We start from the raw sequence: 16718 nt of genomic DNA, 5'->3' as shown, positions 1-16718 counted from the left end.
CATTCTACGCTTTCCTCTGTGTCTGTCAAGCGTTTATTTTGAAGTTTTTAACCAGAAAGCTGTTTAACTTCAAACACTTGACTCGCTGCATCACTGCTAGCGGGAGGCGAATTCTACAGCGTTTCAACCTGCTGTCAACCACCTTTTTCACCGCTACCGATCTTTCGACCGGAGCCACTTCCGGCTGCTGCCCTGAACATCCAACTCGTTGATTCTCAAGGAGTTTTCCGTTCCAACTACGCTGGAAGTGGGGCGCATTATAAGGGGATCCGAGAAAGCGTCAACCCCTGTTTCAAATAAACCTCAACATTAGTGAAAACAAAGCGGGGAGGCCCTTGGCCTCCCCGCTTTGCTTCTCTATATAGCTTTACTCGGCTTTGAGGGTAATGCGTGCGAAGGTCTTTTTGCCTGCCTGGCAAACATGGGTAGCACCGACCGCGAACATGAAGCCGCGATCCACTACAGCACCGTCCACTTTCACGCTTCCTGCCGCCAGCAGATCACGCGCCGCAGCAGAGTTCTTCACAAGTGCGGCCTTGTTGAGGACAGCCGCGATCGGCATCTCCTCGGCAGCGCTCAGTTCGATCTCCGGCAAGTCCTCAGGCAGCTCACCTTCTTTCATCCGGTTGCCGGCAGCACGGTGCGCGTTGGCAGCTGCTTCCTCGCCATGGAAACGTGCAACGATTTCCTCGGCCAGCTTGATCTTCACATCACGCGGGTTGGCGCCCTTCTCGACGTCGGCGCGAAGTGCGTCGATCTCTTCCATGGAGCGGAAGCTGAGCAGTTCGAAATAACGCCACATCAGCGTGTCCGGGATGGACACCAGCTTGCTGTACATCACCCCGGGGGCTTCCTGGATACCTACATAGTTGCCCAGCGACTTGGACATCTTCTTCACGCCGTCGAGCCCTTCGAGCAGCGGCATGGTCACGATGTTCTGCGCTTCCTGGCCATAGGCGCGCTGCAGCTCACGACCCATCAGGAGGTTGAACTTCTGGTCGGTGCCGCCCAGCTCGACATCAGCCTTGAGCGCCACCGAGTCGTAGCCCTGTACCAGCGGGTAGAGGAACTCATGGATCGCGATCGGCTGGCTCGATGTATAGCGTTTGTCGAAATCGTCCCGCTCGAGCATGCGCGCCACGGTGTACTGGGACGCCAGGCGGATGAAGTCGGCCGGGGTCAGGGTGTCCATCCAGGTGGAGTTGAACGCGACCTCGGTCCTGGCCGGGTCGAGAATCTTGAACACCTGCTGCTTATACGTCTCGGCGTTGTCCAGGACCTGCTCACGGGTCAACGGTGGACGCGTGGCGCTCTTGCCGCTCGGGTCACCGATCATGCCGGTGAAATCACCGATCAGGAAGATCACCTGATGCCCCAGATCCTGGAACTGGCGCAGCTTGTTGATCAGTACCGTGTGACCCAGGTGCAGGTCCGGCGCGGTCGGGTCGAAGCCCGCCTTGATACGCAGCGGCTGACCGCGCTTGAGCTTCTCGACCAATTCGGACTCGACCAGTACCTCTTCCGCACCGCGCTTGATAAGCGCCAGCTGCTCTTCAACCGACTTCATACACAGACCCGCAAGGCTCAGATTCAAAGGGACCCAACCATACAAGATCAGCCATCAAATACAAGTTTTTGCCCCGGGTGTGACCCGATGACTACCTGATGACGTCTGCCGCCCTTGCGCAGGGATGGATTTGGTTATATTTTATACAGTTATTTCATCTTCATCATGTCATTCATCTTTTCCAATTCACTTTTTTCAAAGTTATCTCACTCATGACCAACGAACCGACTAAAGCGCCACCGCTTTATCCGAAGAGCCATCTGCTGGCCGCGAGCGGCATCGCCGCCCTCCTCAGCCTGGCCCTCCTGGTATTTCCTTCCAGCGACGTCGAAGCCAAGAAGACCACCTTGAGCCTTGAACTCGAAAGCCCGGGCGAGCAGCTCAAGGACGAGGCACTGGATGCCCCACTGGTGCAGTCCCAGGACACCACCGGCACGCCCTTTGCGCAGGTCGAGACACCCAAGCCCGCCACCGAGCAGGCCAGCGATGCCCAGCCCGCTGCAGTGGAAAAGGCGGAGGCGAAGCTGCCCGGCCATCGTGAAGTGACGGTTGCCCGCGGCGACACCCTCTCCACCCTGTTCGCCAAGGTGGGCTTGCCGGCCAATGCAGTCCATGACCTTCTGGCGAGCAACAAGCAGGCGAAGCAGTTCAGCCAGCTCAAGCATGGGCAGGTGCTGCAGTTCGAGCTCGACAAGGACGGTCAGCTGACCAGCCTGCACAGCAAGGTCAGCAGCCTCGAGAGCATCCGCCTGACCCGCAGCGCCAAGGGCTTCAGCTTTGATCGCGAGATCAGCAAGCCGGTCGTGCGCACCGCCTATGTCCACGGCTCCATCAAGAGCTCGCTGTCCGCCTCGGCCCAGCGCGCGGGCATGTCGCACAGCCTGACCATGGACATGGCACGCGTGTTTGGCTATGACATCGATTTTGCCCAGGACATCCGCCAGGGCGACGAATTCGACGTGGTTTATGAACAGAAGGTCATGGACGGCAAGGTAGTAGGCACCGGCAACATTCTCTCGGCCCGGTTCACCAACCGCGGCAAGACCTACACGGCGGTGCGCTACACCAACAAGCAAGGCAACACCAACTACTACACCGCCGACGGCAACAGCATGCGCAAGGCGTTCATCCGCACCCCGGTGGACTTCGCCCGCATCAGCTCGCGCTTCTCGAACGGGCGCAAGCACCCTATCCTCAACAAGATCCGCGCTCACAAGGGCGTCGATTACGCTGCCCCACGCGGTACACCGATCAAGGCGGCCGGTGACGGAAAGGTGCTGCTCGCAGGACGTCGCGGTGGTTACGGCAACACCGTGATCATCCAGCATGGCAATACCTACAAGACCCTCTACGGTCATATGCAGGGCTTCGCCAAGGGCGTGAAGACAGGGGGCACGGTCAAGCAGGGCCAGATCATCGGCTATATCGGCACCACCGGCCTTTCCACCGGCCCCCACCTGCATTACGAGTTCCAGGTCAATGGCGTGCACGTCGACCCACTCGGCCAGAAGCTGCCTATGGCTGACCCGATCGCCAAGGCCGAGCGCCAGCGCTTCCTGCAGCAGAGCCAGCCAATGATCGCCCGCATGGACCAGGAAAAGGCCACCATGCTCGCGTCGAACAAGCGTTAAGTCATGGCGCTCTATCTGGGAGTGATGTCCGGGACCAGCCTGGATGGACTGGACATCGCCCTTATCGAACAGGCCGGGCAGTCAAAGCTGCTCGCCACCCATTACATTCCCATGCCCGCGAACCTGCGCCAGGACCTGCTCACCCTTTGCGCCAGCGGCCCGGATGAGATCGCCCGCGCCGCGCTGGCCGAAAACAGCTGGGCGACGCTCGCTGCGCAAGGCATAGCCCAGCTACTCGCCGAGCAGCACCTGGAGGCCGGGGCCATCCGCGCCATTGGCAGCCACGGCCAGACCATTCGCCATGAGCCTGCACGCGGCTTCACCGTGCAGATTGGCAACCCGGCCCTGCTTGCCGAGCTCACCGGCATCAGTGTGGTGGGAGACTTTCGCCGCCGTGACGTTGCCGCTGGCGGTCAGGGCGCGCCCTTGGTGCCAGCCTTCCATGACACCCTGTTCGCCCATCTGGGCCAGCGCCTGGCAGTGCTCAATGTGGGCGGTTTCAGCAACCTCAGCCTGATCGATCAGGAGCAGCCGGTACACGGTTTCGACTGCGGCCCGGGCAATGTCCTGCTCGACGCCTGGATCGATCTCAAGCGCGGCCAGCAATATGATGCGGATGGCGCCTGGGCCGCCAGCGGCTCGGTCATCGAACCGCTCCTCGCCGCGTTGCTCAATGATCCGTTTTTCGCCGGTACCGGCCCTAAAAGCACAGGTCGTGAAGTATTCAACCTGCCATGGTTGCAAAGCCACCTGGCCCAGCTCGCCGCTTATCGCGATGAGGATGTACAGGCCACCCTGCTGGAACTGACCGCTCGAAGCATCATCGATTCGTTGCGCAGCGCCCAGCAGGACACCGAGACTTTGCTGGTCTGCGGCGGCGGTGCCCGCAATGGCGCACTGATGCGGCGCCTGGCAGGCCTGTTGCCCCAGGCCAAGGTGAGCAGCACTGCCGCTCATGGTATTGATCCGGACTGGATAGAGGCCATGGCCTTCGCCTGGCTGGCCCATTGCTGCCTTGAGCAGATTCCGGGCAACCGGCCCAGCGTGACCGGAGCCAAGGGCCTGCGCCTGCTGGGCGCGATCTACCCGGCCTGACCCACCTGCCCATGACGAAAAACGCCGCGCAGATGCGCGGCGTTTTCGTAAAGCAACCCTGACTCAGATCGAGAACGACGAACCACACCCGCAAGTGGTGGTGGCATTCGGGTTCTTGATCACGAAGCGCGAGCCTTCCAGGCCTTCCTGGTAATCCACCTCGGCGCCTGCCAGGTACTGGAAGCTCATCGGATCGACTACCAGGGCCACGCCTTCGCGCTCGACCACGGTGTCATCCTCGGCCACATCTTCATCGAAGGTGAAGCCGTACTGGAAACCCGAACAACCGCCGCCCGTCACGAACACGCGCAACTTCAGACGTTCATTGCCTTCTTCATCGACCAGGGTCTTCACCTTGTGCGCTGCACCCTGAGTGAACTGCAAGGCTACAGGGGTGAAGGATTCGACGCTCATGCTGACTCTCCCGGCGCTGTGCCGCCATAAAACCTGATGACGCGCATTATCCGCTTCTCCGAGAAAATCGGTCAACAATACTGAAGCGGCAAGCTCCAAGCCTCACGATGATCGTCGACCGGCATCGCGCCTGCTTGAAGCCTGCCGCCGCGATCAAGGCATCAGGCCTGCGTGGGACAGCCCCATGCGCTCGTCGAGGCCGAACAGGATGTTCAGGTTCTGCACAGCCTGGCCCGAAGCGCCCTTGACGAGATTGTCGATCACCGACAGCACGACCACCAGGTCACTATCCTGCGGCCGGTGCACGGCGATGCGGCAGACGTTGGCACCGCGCACGCTGCGGGTTTCCGGATGGCTGCCGGCCGGCATCACGTCGACGAACGGTTCGTCAGCATAGCGCTTCTCATACAGCGCCTGCAGGTCGACAGAGGTATCCGTGACGGTCGCATAGAGGGTCGAATGGATGCCGCGGATCATCGGGGTCAGGTGCGGCACGAAGGTCAGGCCGATATCCTGGCCGGCAGCAAGGCGCAGGCCCTGGCTGATCTCGGGCAAGTGGCGATGGCCCTTGACCGCGTACGCCTTCATGCTCTCTCCCGCTTCGCAGAACAGCGAACCTACCGCCGCACCCCGCCCGGCGCCGCTGACACCCGACTTGCAGTCGGCGATCAGGCGCAGAGGATCAACCACGCCGGCCTCGAGCAGCGGCAGGAAGCCCAGCTGGGTAGCGGTCGGGTAGCAGCCTGGCACAGCGATCAGCCGGGCCTCGCGGATTTTCTCACGGTTGACTTCAGGCAGACCGTAGACCGCATCCGTGAGCAGACCGGGCGCGCCATGGGGCTGGCCGTACCACTTGGCCCACTCATCGGCATCCTGCAGGCGGAAATCGGCGGACAGGTCGATGACCTTGGTGCCGGCAGCCAGCAGCTCGCCCGCCAGCGCATGAGCAACGCCATGCGGGGTGGCGAAGAAAACCACATCGCACGCGGCGAGGGCCTTGGTGTCTGGCACGCTGAAGGCCAGGCCGTCGTAATGACCGCGCAGGTTCGGGTACATGTCGGCAACCGCCACGCCGGTTTCGGAACGCGAGGTGATCACCGCCACTTCGGCCTGTGGGTGCTGCGCCAGAAGACGCAACAGCTCGACCCCGGTGTAACCCGTGCCGCCAACGATACCGACCTTGATCATAACGCTTGCCCCTTATCAACGAACCAACTGGAAAGGTTTCGATAATAGGGGTGCACAGCCTCTGTAACAACTCTTGAGATAGCCCCTGGGCCGCTTCGCCTCTACTATCTGACGACCGTGAAAACCTGAAGGAACATCCCCATGCTTTATCTCTGGATCAAAGCGCTGCACATCGTCAGCCTGGTCTGCTGGTTCGCCGCGCTGTTCTACCTGCCCCGCCTGTTCGTCTACCACGCCCAGAGTACGGACAGCATCAGCCAGGAGCGCTTCATCACCATGGAACGCAAGCTGTACCGCGGCATCATGGGTCCGGCGATGATCGCCACCTACGTGTTCGGCATCTGGCTGGTGAGCCTGGCGCCGGGCTTCCTGAGCCAGGGCTGGCTGCACGCCAAGCTGACACTGGTTCTCCTGCTGACCGGCTACCATCACATGTGCGGTGCGCAGCTCAAGCGCTTCGCCCGCGGCGAGAACACCCGAAGCCATGTCTTCTACCGCTGGTTCAATGAAGTGCCGGTGGTCATGCTGCTGGCGATCGTGATCCTGGTGGTGGTCAAACCCTTCTAGAACGCCACACGGACACAGGGCAGGCTGTACACTAGGCGCCCTCTTTTGCCGCTCAAGGAGCTCTGCATGTCCCGTTACGCCATGATCACCGGTGCTTCCAGCGGCCTGGGCCTTGCCCTGGCGGAGGCCCTGGCACGGCGTGGACGCAACCTGATCCTGGTGGCGCGTCAGCGCGAGGCGCTGGAGCCGGTGGCCATCGAGCTGACTCAACGGTTTGGCGTGGAGGTACTGTTTCGGGCCTGTGATCTCAGCGAGCCGTTGCGGCTGTCAGGCTTCATCCTCGAACTCGAAGAGGGAGAGCGGCAGATAGACCTGCTGGTCAACTGCGCAGGGCTGCGCTCTCATGGGCCGTTCATGGCCCAGGAGTGGGCGGATGAACAGGATCTTCTGGAGGTCAATATCATCGCCCTCTCGCGCCTGTGCCATGCCGTAGGCAATGTCATGGCGGTGCAAGGCGGCGGGCAGATCCTCAACGTCGCCGGTATCGCAGCCTTCGCGCCGGGCCCCTGGATGGCCAGCTATGCCGCCAGCAAGGCGTACGTGGTGCATTTTTCAGAAGCCCTGCGTGAAGAGCTCAAGCGTACCGGTATCAAGGTGTCCGTGCTGTGCCCAGGTCCGGTTCGCTCACCGAAGCGGCGTATCCCCCGCCTGGACAGCAGCAAGCGCTGCCTGACCCCCGAGGAAGTGGCGCTGTACACCGTGCGCGCCCTGGACAAGAACCGCGCGCTGATTCTACCCGGACGGCGCAACCGCTGGCTGGCCCGAGCCCCCCGCCTGCTGCCGCGCTGGCTGACGCGCAAGCTGGCCGGGCTGATCAACCGCGCCTACCGGCCCGTCGGCGCGTAACACCCACTGGGCGAGTGCCGCCGCGCTGGGTACACTCAGGGCGGACCACCACCATGGAGCAAGCGCTGTGGAGACACTCTTCACCAAGATCATCAACCGGGAGATCCCGGCGAATATCATCTACGAGGACGACCAGGTTCTGGCCTTCCACGATATCGCCCCCCAGGCACCGGTACATTTCCTGGTCATCCCGAAAAAGCCGATCCGTACCCTCAATGACCTGACCGAAGACGACAAGGGCCTGGCCGGCCACATCCTGTTCACCGCCCAGCGGCTGGCCAGGGAGCTTGGCTGCGAGGAGGGCTTTCGGGTGGTCATGAACTGCAACGAATTGGGCGGCCAGACCGTCTATCACATCCATATGCACGTGCTTGGCCAGCGCCAGATGCACTGGCCACCGGGCTGATCCAAGGCAAGCCGCCACCCGCCGATTGGGTTAGACTGTCGGGCACACTCTTGCGGAGGTGCCCGATGGCTACCGAACGTCACTACTCGCCGCTCGACCGCTTGTTGCTGCAGGCTGATACAGCCATGCGCACCTTGCTCCCCTTCAGCGGCCAACCGTCCCGCCCCTCCCCGGCCATCATTCAGCCGGATGCGCAGCTGGACGAAACCCAGGCACGCCACGTCGCCGGCCTGATGCGTATCAACCACACCGGTGAAGTCTGCGCCCAGGCGCTGTACCAGGGCCAAGCCCTGACCGCCAAGCTGCCTCAGGTCCGCAAGGCCATGGAACATGCCGCCGAGGAAGAGGTCGATCACCTCGCCTGGTGCGAGCAGCGCATCCGCCAGCTAGGTAGTCACCCCAGCGTACTGAACCCGTTGTTCTACGGCATGTCGTTTGGTATCGGCGCGCTTGCCGGTCTGGTCAGCGACAAGGTCAGCCTGGGATTCGTCGCGGCTACCGAGCATCAGGTGTGCAAGCACCTTGACGAGCACCTCGAGCAGATCCCTCACGAGGACGAAAAGTCCCGCGCCATTCTCGAGCAGATGCGTATCGATGAGGAACATCATGCGGACTCGGCGCTGGAAGCCGGTGGTTTCCGCTTCCCGGCGCCGGTTCGGTTCGGCATGAGCCTGATGGCCAAGGTGATGACCAAGAGCACGTACCGGATCTGAGTACGCGGGCTGGGTCTCAACCCAGCTCGACGATCTCGTAGCCGTGGGTGATTTCCACACCCGCACGGCCCAGCATGATCGACGCCGAGCAGTATTTTTCCGCCGACAGCTCGACCGCGCGCTTGACCTGGGCCTCCTTCAACCCGCGGCCCTTGACCACGAAGTTCAGGTGGATCCTGGTGAAGACCTTGGGGTCTTCATCGGCGCGCTCGGCTTCAAGGAAGGCTTCGCAGCTTTCCACCGCCTGGCGCGACTTCTTCAGGATGCTGACCACGTCGAAATTGCTGCAGCCACCCAGGCCCAGCAGAAGCATTTCCATCGGGCGCACACCCAGGTTGCGGCCTCCGGCCTCCGGTGGACCATCCATGACCACGACATGACCGCTCCCCGATTCGCCGAGGAACATCGCTTCACCGGCCCATTGGATACGTGCCTTCATCTGTCCCGACTCCCTTGCCTGTAAAAAGGTTGCCAGCTTAGACCCTGCCGGGCCGCTGGAAAAGCTCAAGACGCCGAGCTTTTTGCCGATACCGCCAAGAGTGTCTGATAAGCTGGCGCCAAATCACTGGCGCCCGTCCCGTCACCAACAAAAGTCCGATGCGTTGCTTCTACCGAGATTCAGTCATGGTTGCCTCAGCCTTACCTGCCAAGATCAAGAACATCGAAAAGCTGCTGGCCCACTGTCAGCGCCGCCGCTTCGCCGCCAAGAGCAATATCATTTGCGCCGGTGACAAGGCCGAGACGCTGTCATTCATCATCAAGGGGTCGGTGACTATCCTGATCGAGGATGAAGAGGGGCACGAGATGATCATCGCCTACCTCAATCATGGCGATTTCTTCGGCGAACTTGGCCTTTTCGAGCCCACTGGGCAAGAGCAGCAGCGCAGCGCCTGGGTTCGTGCCAAGACCGAATGCGAAGTGGCTGAAATCAGCTATGACAAGTTTCGCGAGGTGGTGCGTCAGGATCCGGAAATGCTCTACGCCCTCGGCAGCCAGATGGCCCAGCGCCTGCGCAATACGACCCGTAAGGTCGGTGACCTGGCGTTTTTCGATGTCACCGGTCGCGTCTCCCGCTGCCTCCTCGAACTGTGCAAGCAGCCCGATGCGATGACCCACCCCGACGGGATGCAGATCAAGATCACCCGCCAGGAAATTGGCCGCATCGTCGGCTGCTCCCGCGAGATGGTCGGCCGGGTGCTCAAGGACCTGGAAGAACGCAGCCTGGTCCACGTGAAGGGCAAGACCATGGTGGTCTACGGCACTCGCTAGTCCTTGGGCAGGGCCGCGATTACATCGGCGTAGGCCTGACCCAACCGCGCGTACAGCGGCGCCTGGGGCACTACCTCGTGAAGGGCGATATGGCTGTCGGCCCTGCAGCGCTGGTCGAGTTCGCAGCATTCGTTGAAACGATTGACTGCCGCAACCATGGACTCACGCTCGTTATCCAGCAGCAGCGCGCCATGCACCAGCACCACCGGACGCTTGCCGCCCAGCCCCTGGCGCCAGCGCTGGGCAGTACCTACCAGCTTGCGGCCATTGAGGTTGACGTTGTAGCGCCCGTCGCAAAACGCTCCATCGATCTCGCCAACCGACGCCAGTCCGCCCCATTCCCGCAGCACCTCGCACAGCGGATCGCACAAGCGCTGGTAGGCCTGCTCGATGCGCCCGTGATCCCCTTCGCTGCGGGGCGCCACGTAGACCAGGGCCACGTTGACCACCGACGAAGACTGTGGCACCGGTTCGCCGCCCGTCTCACGCAGCAGCACCGGCCAGCCGGCGATCGCGAGCTCGGCGCAGGCCACCTCGAAATGCTCCAGCCGGCTCATGCGCCGCGGCATCACCAGGGCGTGATCGGTCGGTTTCCAGAACAGCACGCCGGCCGCCTGCTCGCCTCGGCACACCGCGGCCAGCAAGTCCTGCTCGGCCTGCAGCCCGGACTCGACGGTCAGGGCAAGGGGTTGATCAGTCATCTCTATCACCTTGTAGACGCAAAAAAGCCGGCATCCGCCGGCTTCGCCTGGATCAATCCAGCTCCTGGACCTTGTGCACCACCCGCTCGGGGAAGAACAGGCGCTGCAACTCCAGCCCCGGCTGCTCGGCACGCATGAAGGCCTCACCCACCAGGAACGAGTACACCTCGTTGATCTGCATAAGCTCGACATCGGCGCGATTGAGGATGCCACTCTCGGTGATCGCCAGCCGATCGCGCGGGATCCGCGGGAGCAGGTCGAGGGTGGTTTCCAGGCTGACTTCGAAGGTGTGCAGGTTGCGGTTGTTGACCCCAACCAGTGGCGTGTCGAGAGTCTTCAAGGCGCGCTCCAGCTCATCGCCGTCGTGAACCTCGACCAGCACGTCGAGGCCAACGCCCTTGGCGGTGGCGGCCAGCTCGGCCATCCTCACATCGTCCAGGGCCGCTACGATCAGCAACACGCAGTCAGCCCCCAGAGCGCGAGCCTCGACGATCTGATACGGGTCGACCATGAAGTCCTTGCGGATCACCGGCAGCTGGCAAGCGGCGCGCGCCTGCTGCAGGTAGGCGTCGGCACCCTGGAAGTAATCCACGTCCGTCAGCACCGACAGGCAGGTGGCCCCGCCCTTCTCGTAGCTGACCGCGATCTCTGACGGGACGAAGTGCTCGCGGATCACGCCCTTGCTCGGCGAGGCCTTCTTGATTTCGGCGATTACCGCAGGCTGCTTGCGCGCGGCCTGGTCGATCAGGGCCTTGGCGAAGCCACGCGGCGCATCGGCGAGCCTGGCGAGGTTCTCGAGTTCCGCCAGGGAAACCCGCGCGCTGCGCTCGGCAACCTCTTCAACCTTGCGGGCAAGGATCTTTTCCAGCACGGTCGGTACGCTCATGCTTCATTCTCCTGCTTGAATACTGCGGTAAAGGCGCCGAGCTCCTGCAATTTTTCCCAGGCAAGGCCGGTATGCAGCACGTCATGGGCCAGCTCGACGCCGGCCTTGAGGCTCATCGCCTCGTCCGCCGCATACAGGGCGGCACCGGCATTGAGCACGATCATTTCAGCCGCCTTCTGGCCGATTTCGGTCTTGCGACGGCCCAGGGCATCGCGGATCAGTTCAAACGATGCCTGCGGACCGTCGACCGCCAAGCCATGCAAGCTCTGGCTTTTCATGCCCAGGTCTTCCGGCTCGACCCAGTATTCGGTGACCTGGTCATTTTTCAATTCCGCCACGAAAGTAGGCGCGGCCAGGCTGAACTCGTCCAGGCCATCCTTGGAGTGGACCACGAGTACATGCTTGCTGCCCAGGCGCTGCAGGACCTCCGCCAGCGGGCGGCACAGGGCCTGGTTGAACACCCCGACCACCTGGTGCCTGACGCCGGCCGGATTCGTAAGCGGGCCCAGCATGTTGAACAGGGTGCGCAGGCCCAGGTCACGTCGCGGGCCGGCGGCATGTTTCATGGCCGAGTGGTGGGTCTGGGCAAACATGAACCCGATCCCCAGGCTGTCGATGCAGCGGGCTACCTGGACGGGTGTGAGGTTCAGGTAGATACCTGCCGCTTCCAGCAGGTCGGCACTGCCGCTCTTGCCCGACACCGCGCGGTTGCCGTGCTTGGCCACCTTGCAACCGGCGGCGGCCAGGACAAAGGACGAAGCGGTGGAAACGTTGAAAATATTGGCGCCATCGCCACCAGTGCCGACGATATCGACCACACCGTCAAGGCTTTGCAGTTCGACCTTGTGCGCCAGCTCACGCATCACCGACACAGCACCGACGATCTCGTCGATGGTCTCGCTTTTCATGCGCATGCCCATCAGGAAGGCGCCGATCTGCGCCTCGGTGCATTGTCCGGTCATGATCTGACGCATGACGTCGCGCATTTCTTCGGTGGTCAGGTCCAGCTGGGCAACCACACGGCCCAGCGCGCTCTTGATATCCATGATCGATCCTTAGCGGCGGCCGCCGGTCTGCTTGAGGAAGTTGGCGAACAGTTCGTGGCCCTGCTCGGTCAGGATGGACTCGGGGTGGAACTGCACCCCTTCGATGTTCAGGGTCTTGTGGCGCAGGCCCATGATCTCGTCGACCGAGCCGTCTTCCAAGGCCGTCCAGGCGGTCACTTCAAGGCAATCGGGCAAGGTGTCGCGCTTGACCACCAGCGAGTGGTAGCGGGTGACTGTCAGCGGATTGTTCAGCTCGGCGAATACGCCGAGGTCGCGGTGCAGCACCGGGCTGGTCTTGCCATGCATCACCTGGCGGGCACGGACCACCTCGCCTCCAAAGGCCTGGCCAATGGACTGGTGCCCCAGGCACACACCCAGAATCGGCAACTTGCCGGCAAAGTGCAGGATGGCCTCGATGGAGACCCCCGCTTCGCTGGGCGTGCAAGGCCCTGGGGATACGACGATGCGTTCGGGGTCGAGAGCTTCGATCTGGGCAATGGTCATTTCGTCGTTGCGAATGACCTTGACCTCTGCCCCCAACTCGCCGAGGTACTGCACGACGTTGTAGGTAAAGGAGTCGTAGTTGTCGATCATCAGTAACATCTGGGGTCAACCTCTTGAATCTACTGACCTGGAATTCGCACCTTCTTGCTGCCGGCCACGACCGTGGACATCCCGCGCGAGGCGGTGGGAAAGCAGGAAGGCAAGGGAGGACGGGCCGGACAGACCGGCAAAGATAAAGTCAGGCGCGCCAACGCCAACGGGCGTGGGCCTTGATTACGCGCATCAAGAGTTTGCTGACGATCAACACGGGGTAGTTCTCGCTCATACGTGACCGCACAGTAGCCTACCGGGGCGGCGGGCGCAATATGGCCGGGAATACGGCGCGGCGAAGGGACTTCCTTGCAATGCCCGGGCCTTTGCTATGTTTAGTCGGTTCACGCCGAAAACAACAATGAAAAGGATCCGCCGCATGCGCAAACCTCCACTCTTGCGTTCCCTGCTCGGCCTGCTCACTTTGGCCTGCAGCCAGGCGATGGCCGCGCCCTCGCCCTACTCCACCCTGATCGTATTCGGCGACAGCCTCGCCGATGCAGGGCAGTTTCCCGACCTTGCGGGTTTATCCGACGGTTTGCGCTTTACCAATCGGGATGCCAACGGCCGCTACGCGCCGGTTTCGCCGATGATCCTAGGGTCGCGGTTGGGCTTTTCGGCGACTGAACTCGGGCCATCCACCTCGGTATTGAACGAAATCACAGGCCTGCCCGATGGCAACAACTGGGGGGTCGGCGGCTATCGCACCGACCAGGTACTCGACTCGATCACCGACACATCCGAAGTCGCCTTGCCTAACGGGTTCGTCCTGCGAGACCGCGACGGCTACCTGGCCAACGGCCTGCGCGCAGACCCCAACGCCCTCTACTACCTGACTGGCGGCGGCAATGATTTCCTCCAGGGCCTGGTCAACAGCCCGGCCGAGGCGGCGGCAGCCGGGACCCGTCTCGCGGCCAGCGCCCAGGCGTTGCAACAAGGCGGCGCGCGCTACATCATGGTCTGGATGCTGCCGGACCTGGGCCTTACCCCGAACTTCAGTGGCACGCCCAACCAGGGCGCAGTCTCGCAGTTGTCCCAAGTGTTCAACCAGGCGCTGCTCAGCCAGCTCGGGCAGATCGATGCCGAGATCATTCCGCTCAACATCCCCTCCCTGCTCAATGAGGCGGTCTCCGACCCAGCCCGCTATGGCCTGGCCACCGGCCAGAACCTGATCGGTACCTGCTACAGCGGCAATGACTGCGTGGAAAACCCGGTCTACGGAATCAGCGGCGCAACACCTGACCCTACCAAGTTGCTGTTCAATGACTCGGTGCACCCGACCATCGCCGGCCAGCAACTGATCGCCGACTATGGCTATTCGATCCTCTCGGCCCCGTGGGAGCTGACCCTGTTGCCGGAAATGGCCCACGCCAGCCTGCGCGCGCAACAGGATGAACTGCGCAACCAGTGGCAGACTCCGTGGCAGCAAGTCGGGGAGTGGCAGGCGATCGTCGCCGCCGGCGCCCAGGACCTGGATTACGACAGTCAGAACAGCGCCGCCAGCGGTGATGGCCGGGGCTACAACCTGACACTCGGCGGCAGCTACCGCTTGACCGAGGCCTGGCGCATTGGCTTGGTGGCGGGTGCCTACCAGCAGAAACTGGAAGCGGGCCCGGCCGACTCGGACTACAAGCTGGACAGCTACCTTGCCACTGTCTTCGCCCAGTTCCAGTACAACCGCTTGTGGGCCGATGTGGCACTGACGGGCGGCCACCTGGACTTCAACGACCTCAAGCGCACCTTTGCCCTGGGCGTCAACGACCGTACCGAAAAGGGTGATACCGATGGCGAAGCCTGGGCTGCGGCCGGGCGCCTGGGCTTCAATCTGGCCGCCAGCGGCAGCGCCTGGCAACTCTCGCCGTTCATCAGCGCCGACTACGCGCGGGTGAAGGTCGACGGTTATACGGAACAGAGCGATCGCTCGACCGCCTTGGCATACGATGAGCAGGACCGGACTTCACGCCGGGTCGGTGCCGGGCTGCTGGGTAGTGTGATGTTTGGCCGGAGCACCAAGCTGTACGCCGAGGTGGCGCGAGAGCATGAGTTCGAGGACGACAGTCAGGACCTGACGATGCACCTGGTCTCGGTGCCGGGCAATGATTTCACCCTGGTTGGCTACACCCCCGAGAGCAACCTGACCCGCGCCAGCCTGGGCTTGAGCCAGGCGCTTGCGCCCGGCCTTACCCTTCGCGGCAACTATACCTGGCGCAACAGCGACGAGCTGACCCAGCAAGGCGCGAGCCTGGCCCTCAGCCTGGACTTCTGATCGGTGCAGAAACAAGAACGGCGCTCACCTGGAGCGCCGTTTTCGCTTATGCCTTGGGCGGCTGTTCCGCCAGCGCCACCGCGCGGAACATCGCGCGGCGCTTGTTGATGGTTTCTTCCCACTCCAGCGCAGGCACCGAGTCGGCGACAATGCCGCCACCGGCCTGCACATGCAGCTCGCCGTCCTTGATCACCGCGGTGCGGATGGCAATGGCCGTGTCCATGTTGCCGTTCCACGCCAGGTAGCCCACGGCCCCTCCGTACACACCACGTTTGACCGGCTCCAGCTCGTCGATGATCTCCATGGCACGGATCTTCGGCGCGCCGGATAACGTACCCGCCGGCAGGATCGCCCGCAGTGCGTCCATGGCCGTCAGGCCCTGGCGCAATTGCCCGGTGACATTGGAAACGATGTGCATCACGTTGGAGTAGCGCTCGATGACCATCTTCTCGGTCAGGCGCACCGAACCAGTCTCTGAGACCCGCCCGGTGTCATTGCGGCCCAGGTCGATCAGCATCAGGTGTTCGGCAATTTCCTTTTCGTCCGAGAGCAGGTCGTCTTCGAGGGCCTGGTCGGCCTCTTCGGTCGCGCCGCGTGGCCGGGTACCGGCGATCGGCCGCACGGTGACCATCTTGTCCTCGACGCGGACCAGCACCTCGGGCGAGCTGCCGACCACATGGAAGTCGCCGAAGTTGAAGAAGTACATGTACGGCGTCGGGTTGAAGCAGCGCAGCGCCCGGTACAAGTCGATGGGCGCGGCCTTGAAGTCGATGGACATGCGCTGCGACGGCACCACCTGCATGCAGTCGCCGGCCAGGATGTATTCCTTGACGGTGTCCACCGCGCGCTCATAGTCCTGCTGGGTGAAGCTGGAGCGGAAGGCAGGCTCCGCGGCAAGCGGACCGCTCAGGTCCAGGCCACGGCGCGGGGTGATCGGCTCGCGCAGCTTGGCCAGGAGTTGTTGCAGGCGCGCTTGGCCCTGCTCGAAGGCCTGTTCGTCAGCGGGGTCGACAAGGACGATGGCGTGCATCTTGCCTGCCAGGTTGTCGAACACCACTACCGCGTCCGAGACCATCAGCAGGATGTCCGGCACGCCCAAGGGGTCGGGATTCGGGCACTTGCCCAAGCGTTTTTCAACGTAGCGCACACAGTCGTAGCCGAAGTAGCCGACCAAGCCACCGTTGAAGCGCGGCAAGCCAGGGATGTCGGCAACCTTGTAGCGGTCCTTGAAGGTCTCGACAAAGGCCAGCGGGTCTTCCACTTCAAGGCTTTCGATCTCTTCACCGTCATGGGTGACGCTGACCTGGTGATCGTGCACGCGCAGCACGGTGCGCGATGGCAGGCCGATCATCGAGTAGCGGCCCCACTTCTCGCCGCCCTGGACCGATTCGAGCAGGTACGAGTTGGCCTGGTCGGCCAGCTTGAGGTAGATCGACAGCGGGGTGTCGAAGTCGGCCAGGGTTTCGCAGGCCAGGGGAATGCGGTTGTAGCCGGCAGCGGCCAGGCGCAGAAATTCTTCGCGGATCATG

18 protein-coding genes are annotated in these 16718 nt (G+C 62.6%); 9 read left to right on the top strand and 9 right to left on the bottom strand.

Annotated elements, in window-relative coordinates:
• Window positions 1-212 (top strand): hypothetical protein (locus AC0ZZU_RS08360; RefSeq protein ID WP_476340034.1); only part of this gene is annotated, 212 nt, incomplete at its 5' end.
• A gap of 155 nt (window positions 213-367) precedes the next feature.
• On the opposite strand, the gene tyrS is transcribed toward AC0ZZU_RS08360, so the two are convergent.
• Window positions 368-1567: a tyrosine--tRNA ligase gene (gene tyrS, locus AC0ZZU_RS08355; RefSeq protein WP_476340033.1), complete on the bottom strand. Its 1200-nt coding sequence runs from the start codon at window positions 1565-1567 to the stop codon at window positions 368-370.
• Window positions 1568-1779: 212 nt separating this feature from the next.
• Here tyrS and AC0ZZU_RS08350 point away from each other — a divergent pair, with 212 nt between their 5' ends.
• Window positions 1780-3198 (top strand): peptidoglycan DD-metalloendopeptidase family protein, encoded by a 1419-nt coding sequence (locus AC0ZZU_RS08350; protein ID WP_476340032.1) that lies wholly within the window; start codon window positions 1780-1782, stop codon window positions 3196-3198.
• Window positions 3199-3201: 3 nt separating this feature from the next.
• On the top strand, window positions 3202-4293 hold the full coding sequence (locus AC0ZZU_RS08345; protein WP_476340031.1) for an anhydro-N-acetylmuramic acid kinase: 1092 nt from the start codon (window positions 3202-3204) through the stop codon (window positions 4291-4293).
• 63 nt (window positions 4294-4356) lie between these two features.
• Here the strand turns inward: AC0ZZU_RS08345 and erpA are convergent, their stop codons facing one another.
• The gene (gene erpA, locus AC0ZZU_RS08340; RefSeq protein ID WP_158461321.1) at window positions 4357-4707 is read right to left on the bottom strand and encodes an iron-sulfur cluster insertion protein ErpA; all 351 of its coding nucleotides are present in this window, start codon (window positions 4705-4707) and stop codon (window positions 4357-4359) included.
• 153 nt (window positions 4708-4860) lie between these two features.
• A complete protein-coding gene (argC, locus tag AC0ZZU_RS08335) occupies window positions 4861-5895 on the bottom strand; it encodes an N-acetyl-gamma-glutamyl-phosphate reductase (RefSeq protein WP_476340030.1) in 1035 nt (344 codons plus the stop codon).
• A gap of 141 nt (window positions 5896-6036) precedes the next feature.
• Between argC and hemJ the strand changes: the two genes are divergently transcribed.
• From hemJ to coq7, 4 genes are all read left to right on the top strand, one after another.
• Window positions 6037-6462: a protoporphyrinogen oxidase HemJ gene (gene hemJ / locus AC0ZZU_RS08330; protein ID WP_476340029.1), complete on the top strand. Its 426-nt coding sequence runs from the start codon at window positions 6037-6039 to the stop codon at window positions 6460-6462.
• Window positions 6463-6528: 66 nt separating this feature from the next.
• Window positions 6529-7308, top strand: a complete 780-nt coding sequence (locus tag AC0ZZU_RS08325) for an SDR family NAD(P)-dependent oxidoreductase (protein WP_476340028.1) — start codon at window positions 6529-6531, stop codon at window positions 7306-7308.
• A gap of 67 nt (window positions 7309-7375) precedes the next feature.
• Window positions 7376-7714 carry a histidine triad nucleotide-binding protein gene (locus tag AC0ZZU_RS08320; protein WP_476340027.1) on the top strand — a complete coding sequence of 113 codons (339 nt, stop codon included), beginning with the start codon at window positions 7376-7378 and terminating at the stop codon, window positions 7712-7714.
• A gap of 65 nt (window positions 7715-7779) precedes the next feature.
• Window positions 7780-8427, top strand: a complete 648-nt coding sequence (gene coq7, locus AC0ZZU_RS08315) for a 2-polyprenyl-3-methyl-6-methoxy-1,4-benzoquinone monooxygenase (protein ID WP_476340026.1) — start codon at window positions 7780-7782, stop codon at window positions 8425-8427.
• A 16-nt stretch (window positions 8428-8443) separates the two neighbouring features.
• On the opposite strand, the gene AC0ZZU_RS08310 is transcribed toward coq7, so the two are convergent.
• On the bottom strand, window positions 8444-8866 hold the full coding sequence (locus tag AC0ZZU_RS08310; protein ID WP_324118511.1) for an OsmC family protein: 423 nt from the start codon (window positions 8864-8866) through the stop codon (window positions 8444-8446).
• A gap of 185 nt (window positions 8867-9051) precedes the next feature.
• On the opposite strand from AC0ZZU_RS08310, the gene crp reads away from it, so the two are divergent.
• Entirely contained in the window at window positions 9052-9696 is a 645-nt protein-coding gene (gene crp / locus AC0ZZU_RS08305; RefSeq protein WP_476340025.1) for a cAMP-activated global transcriptional regulator CRP, read from the top strand.
• On the opposite strand, the gene AC0ZZU_RS08300 is transcribed toward crp, so the two are convergent.
• The 4 genes from AC0ZZU_RS08300 to AC0ZZU_RS08285 are packed head-to-tail and all read right to left on the bottom strand — an operon-like array spanning window position 9693 to window position 12932.
• Window positions 9693-10397: a lipoate--protein ligase family protein gene (locus AC0ZZU_RS08300; protein ID WP_476340024.1), complete on the bottom strand. Its 705-nt coding sequence runs from the start codon at window positions 10395-10397 to the stop codon at window positions 9693-9695. The genes crp and AC0ZZU_RS08300 overlap by 4 nt on opposite strands.
• Before the next feature lie 52 nt (window positions 10398-10449).
• Window positions 10450-11283: an indole-3-glycerol phosphate synthase TrpC gene (trpC, locus tag AC0ZZU_RS08295; RefSeq protein WP_476340023.1), complete on the bottom strand. Its 834-nt coding sequence runs from the start codon at window positions 11281-11283 to the stop codon at window positions 10450-10452.
• Entirely contained in the window at window positions 11280-12329 is a 1050-nt protein-coding gene (gene trpD, locus AC0ZZU_RS08290; RefSeq protein ID WP_476340022.1) for an anthranilate phosphoribosyltransferase, read from the bottom strand. The genes trpC and trpD overlap by 4 nt, the downstream gene beginning before the upstream one ends.
• Before the next feature lie 9 nt (window positions 12330-12338).
• Window positions 12339-12932, bottom strand: coding sequence for an aminodeoxychorismate/anthranilate synthase component II (locus tag AC0ZZU_RS08285; protein ID WP_476340021.1), 594 nt, complete (start codon window positions 12930-12932; stop codon window positions 12339-12341).
• Between the two features lie 370 nt (window positions 12933-13302).
• Here AC0ZZU_RS08285 and estP point away from each other — a divergent pair, with 370 nt between their 5' ends.
• A complete protein-coding gene (estP, locus tag AC0ZZU_RS08280) occupies window positions 13303-15189 on the top strand; it encodes an esterase EstP (RefSeq protein WP_476340020.1) in 1887 nt (628 codons plus the stop codon).
• 46 nt (window positions 15190-15235) lie between these two features.
• Here the strand turns inward: estP and trpE are convergent, their stop codons facing one another.
• Complete coding sequence (trpE, locus tag AC0ZZU_RS08275) at window positions 15236-16717, bottom strand: anthranilate synthase component I (protein ID WP_476340019.1); 1482 nt, start codon at window positions 16715-16717, stop codon at window positions 15236-15238.
• Window position 16718 lies beyond the last annotated feature (1 nt).

Source organism: Pseudomonas sp. JE3303, from assembly GCF_056312565.1.
This window is presented reverse-complemented; position numbering and strand designations above follow the sequence as displayed.

Coding starts and splice junctions, on each gene's coding strand:
- tyrS (WP_476340033.1), bottom strand. CDS start 1,567: ATGAAGTCGGTTGAAGAGCAGCTGGCGCTTATCAAGCGCGGTGCGGAA.
- AC0ZZU_RS08350 (WP_476340032.1), top strand. CDS start 1,780: ATGACCAACGAACCGACTAAAGCGCCACCGCTTTATCCGAAGAGCCAT.
- AC0ZZU_RS08345 (WP_476340031.1), top strand. CDS start 3,202: ATGGCGCTCTATCTGGGAGTGATGTCCGGGACCAGCCTGGATGGACTG.
- erpA (WP_158461321.1), bottom strand. CDS start 4,707: ATGAGCGTCGAATCCTTCACCCCTGTAGCCTTGCAGTTCACTCAGGGT.
- argC (WP_476340030.1), bottom strand. CDS start 5,895: ATGATCAAGGTCGGTATCGTTGGCGGCACGGGTTACACCGGGGTCGAG.
- hemJ (WP_476340029.1), top strand. CDS start 6,037: ATGCTTTATCTCTGGATCAAAGCGCTGCACATCGTCAGCCTGGTCTGC.
- AC0ZZU_RS08325 (WP_476340028.1), top strand. CDS start 6,529: ATGTCCCGTTACGCCATGATCACCGGTGCTTCCAGCGGCCTGGGCCTT.
- coq7 (WP_476340026.1), top strand. CDS start 7,780: ATGGCTACCGAACGTCACTACTCGCCGCTCGACCGCTTGTTGCTGCAG.
- AC0ZZU_RS08310 (WP_324118511.1), bottom strand. CDS start 8,866: ATGAAGGCACGTATCCAATGGGCCGGTGAAGCGATGTTCCTCGGCGAA.
- crp (WP_476340025.1), top strand. CDS start 9,052: ATGGTTGCCTCAGCCTTACCTGCCAAGATCAAGAACATCGAAAAGCTG.
- AC0ZZU_RS08300 (WP_476340024.1), bottom strand. CDS start 10,397: ATGACTGATCAACCCCTTGCCCTGACCGTCGAGTCCGGGCTGCAGGCC.
- trpC (WP_476340023.1), bottom strand. CDS start 11,283: ATGAGCGTACCGACCGTGCTGGAAAAGATCCTTGCCCGCAAGGTTGAA.
- trpD (WP_476340022.1), bottom strand. CDS start 12,329: ATGGATATCAAGAGCGCGCTGGGCCGTGTGGTTGCCCAGCTGGACCTG.
- AC0ZZU_RS08285 (WP_476340021.1), bottom strand. CDS start 12,932: ATGTTACTGATGATCGACAACTACGACTCCTTTACCTACAACGTCGTG.
- estP (WP_476340020.1), top strand. CDS start 13,303: ATGCGCAAACCTCCACTCTTGCGTTCCCTGCTCGGCCTGCTCACTTTG.
- trpE (WP_476340019.1), bottom strand. CDS start 16,717: ATGATCCGCGAAGAATTTCTGCGCCTGGCCGCTGCCGGCTACAACCGC.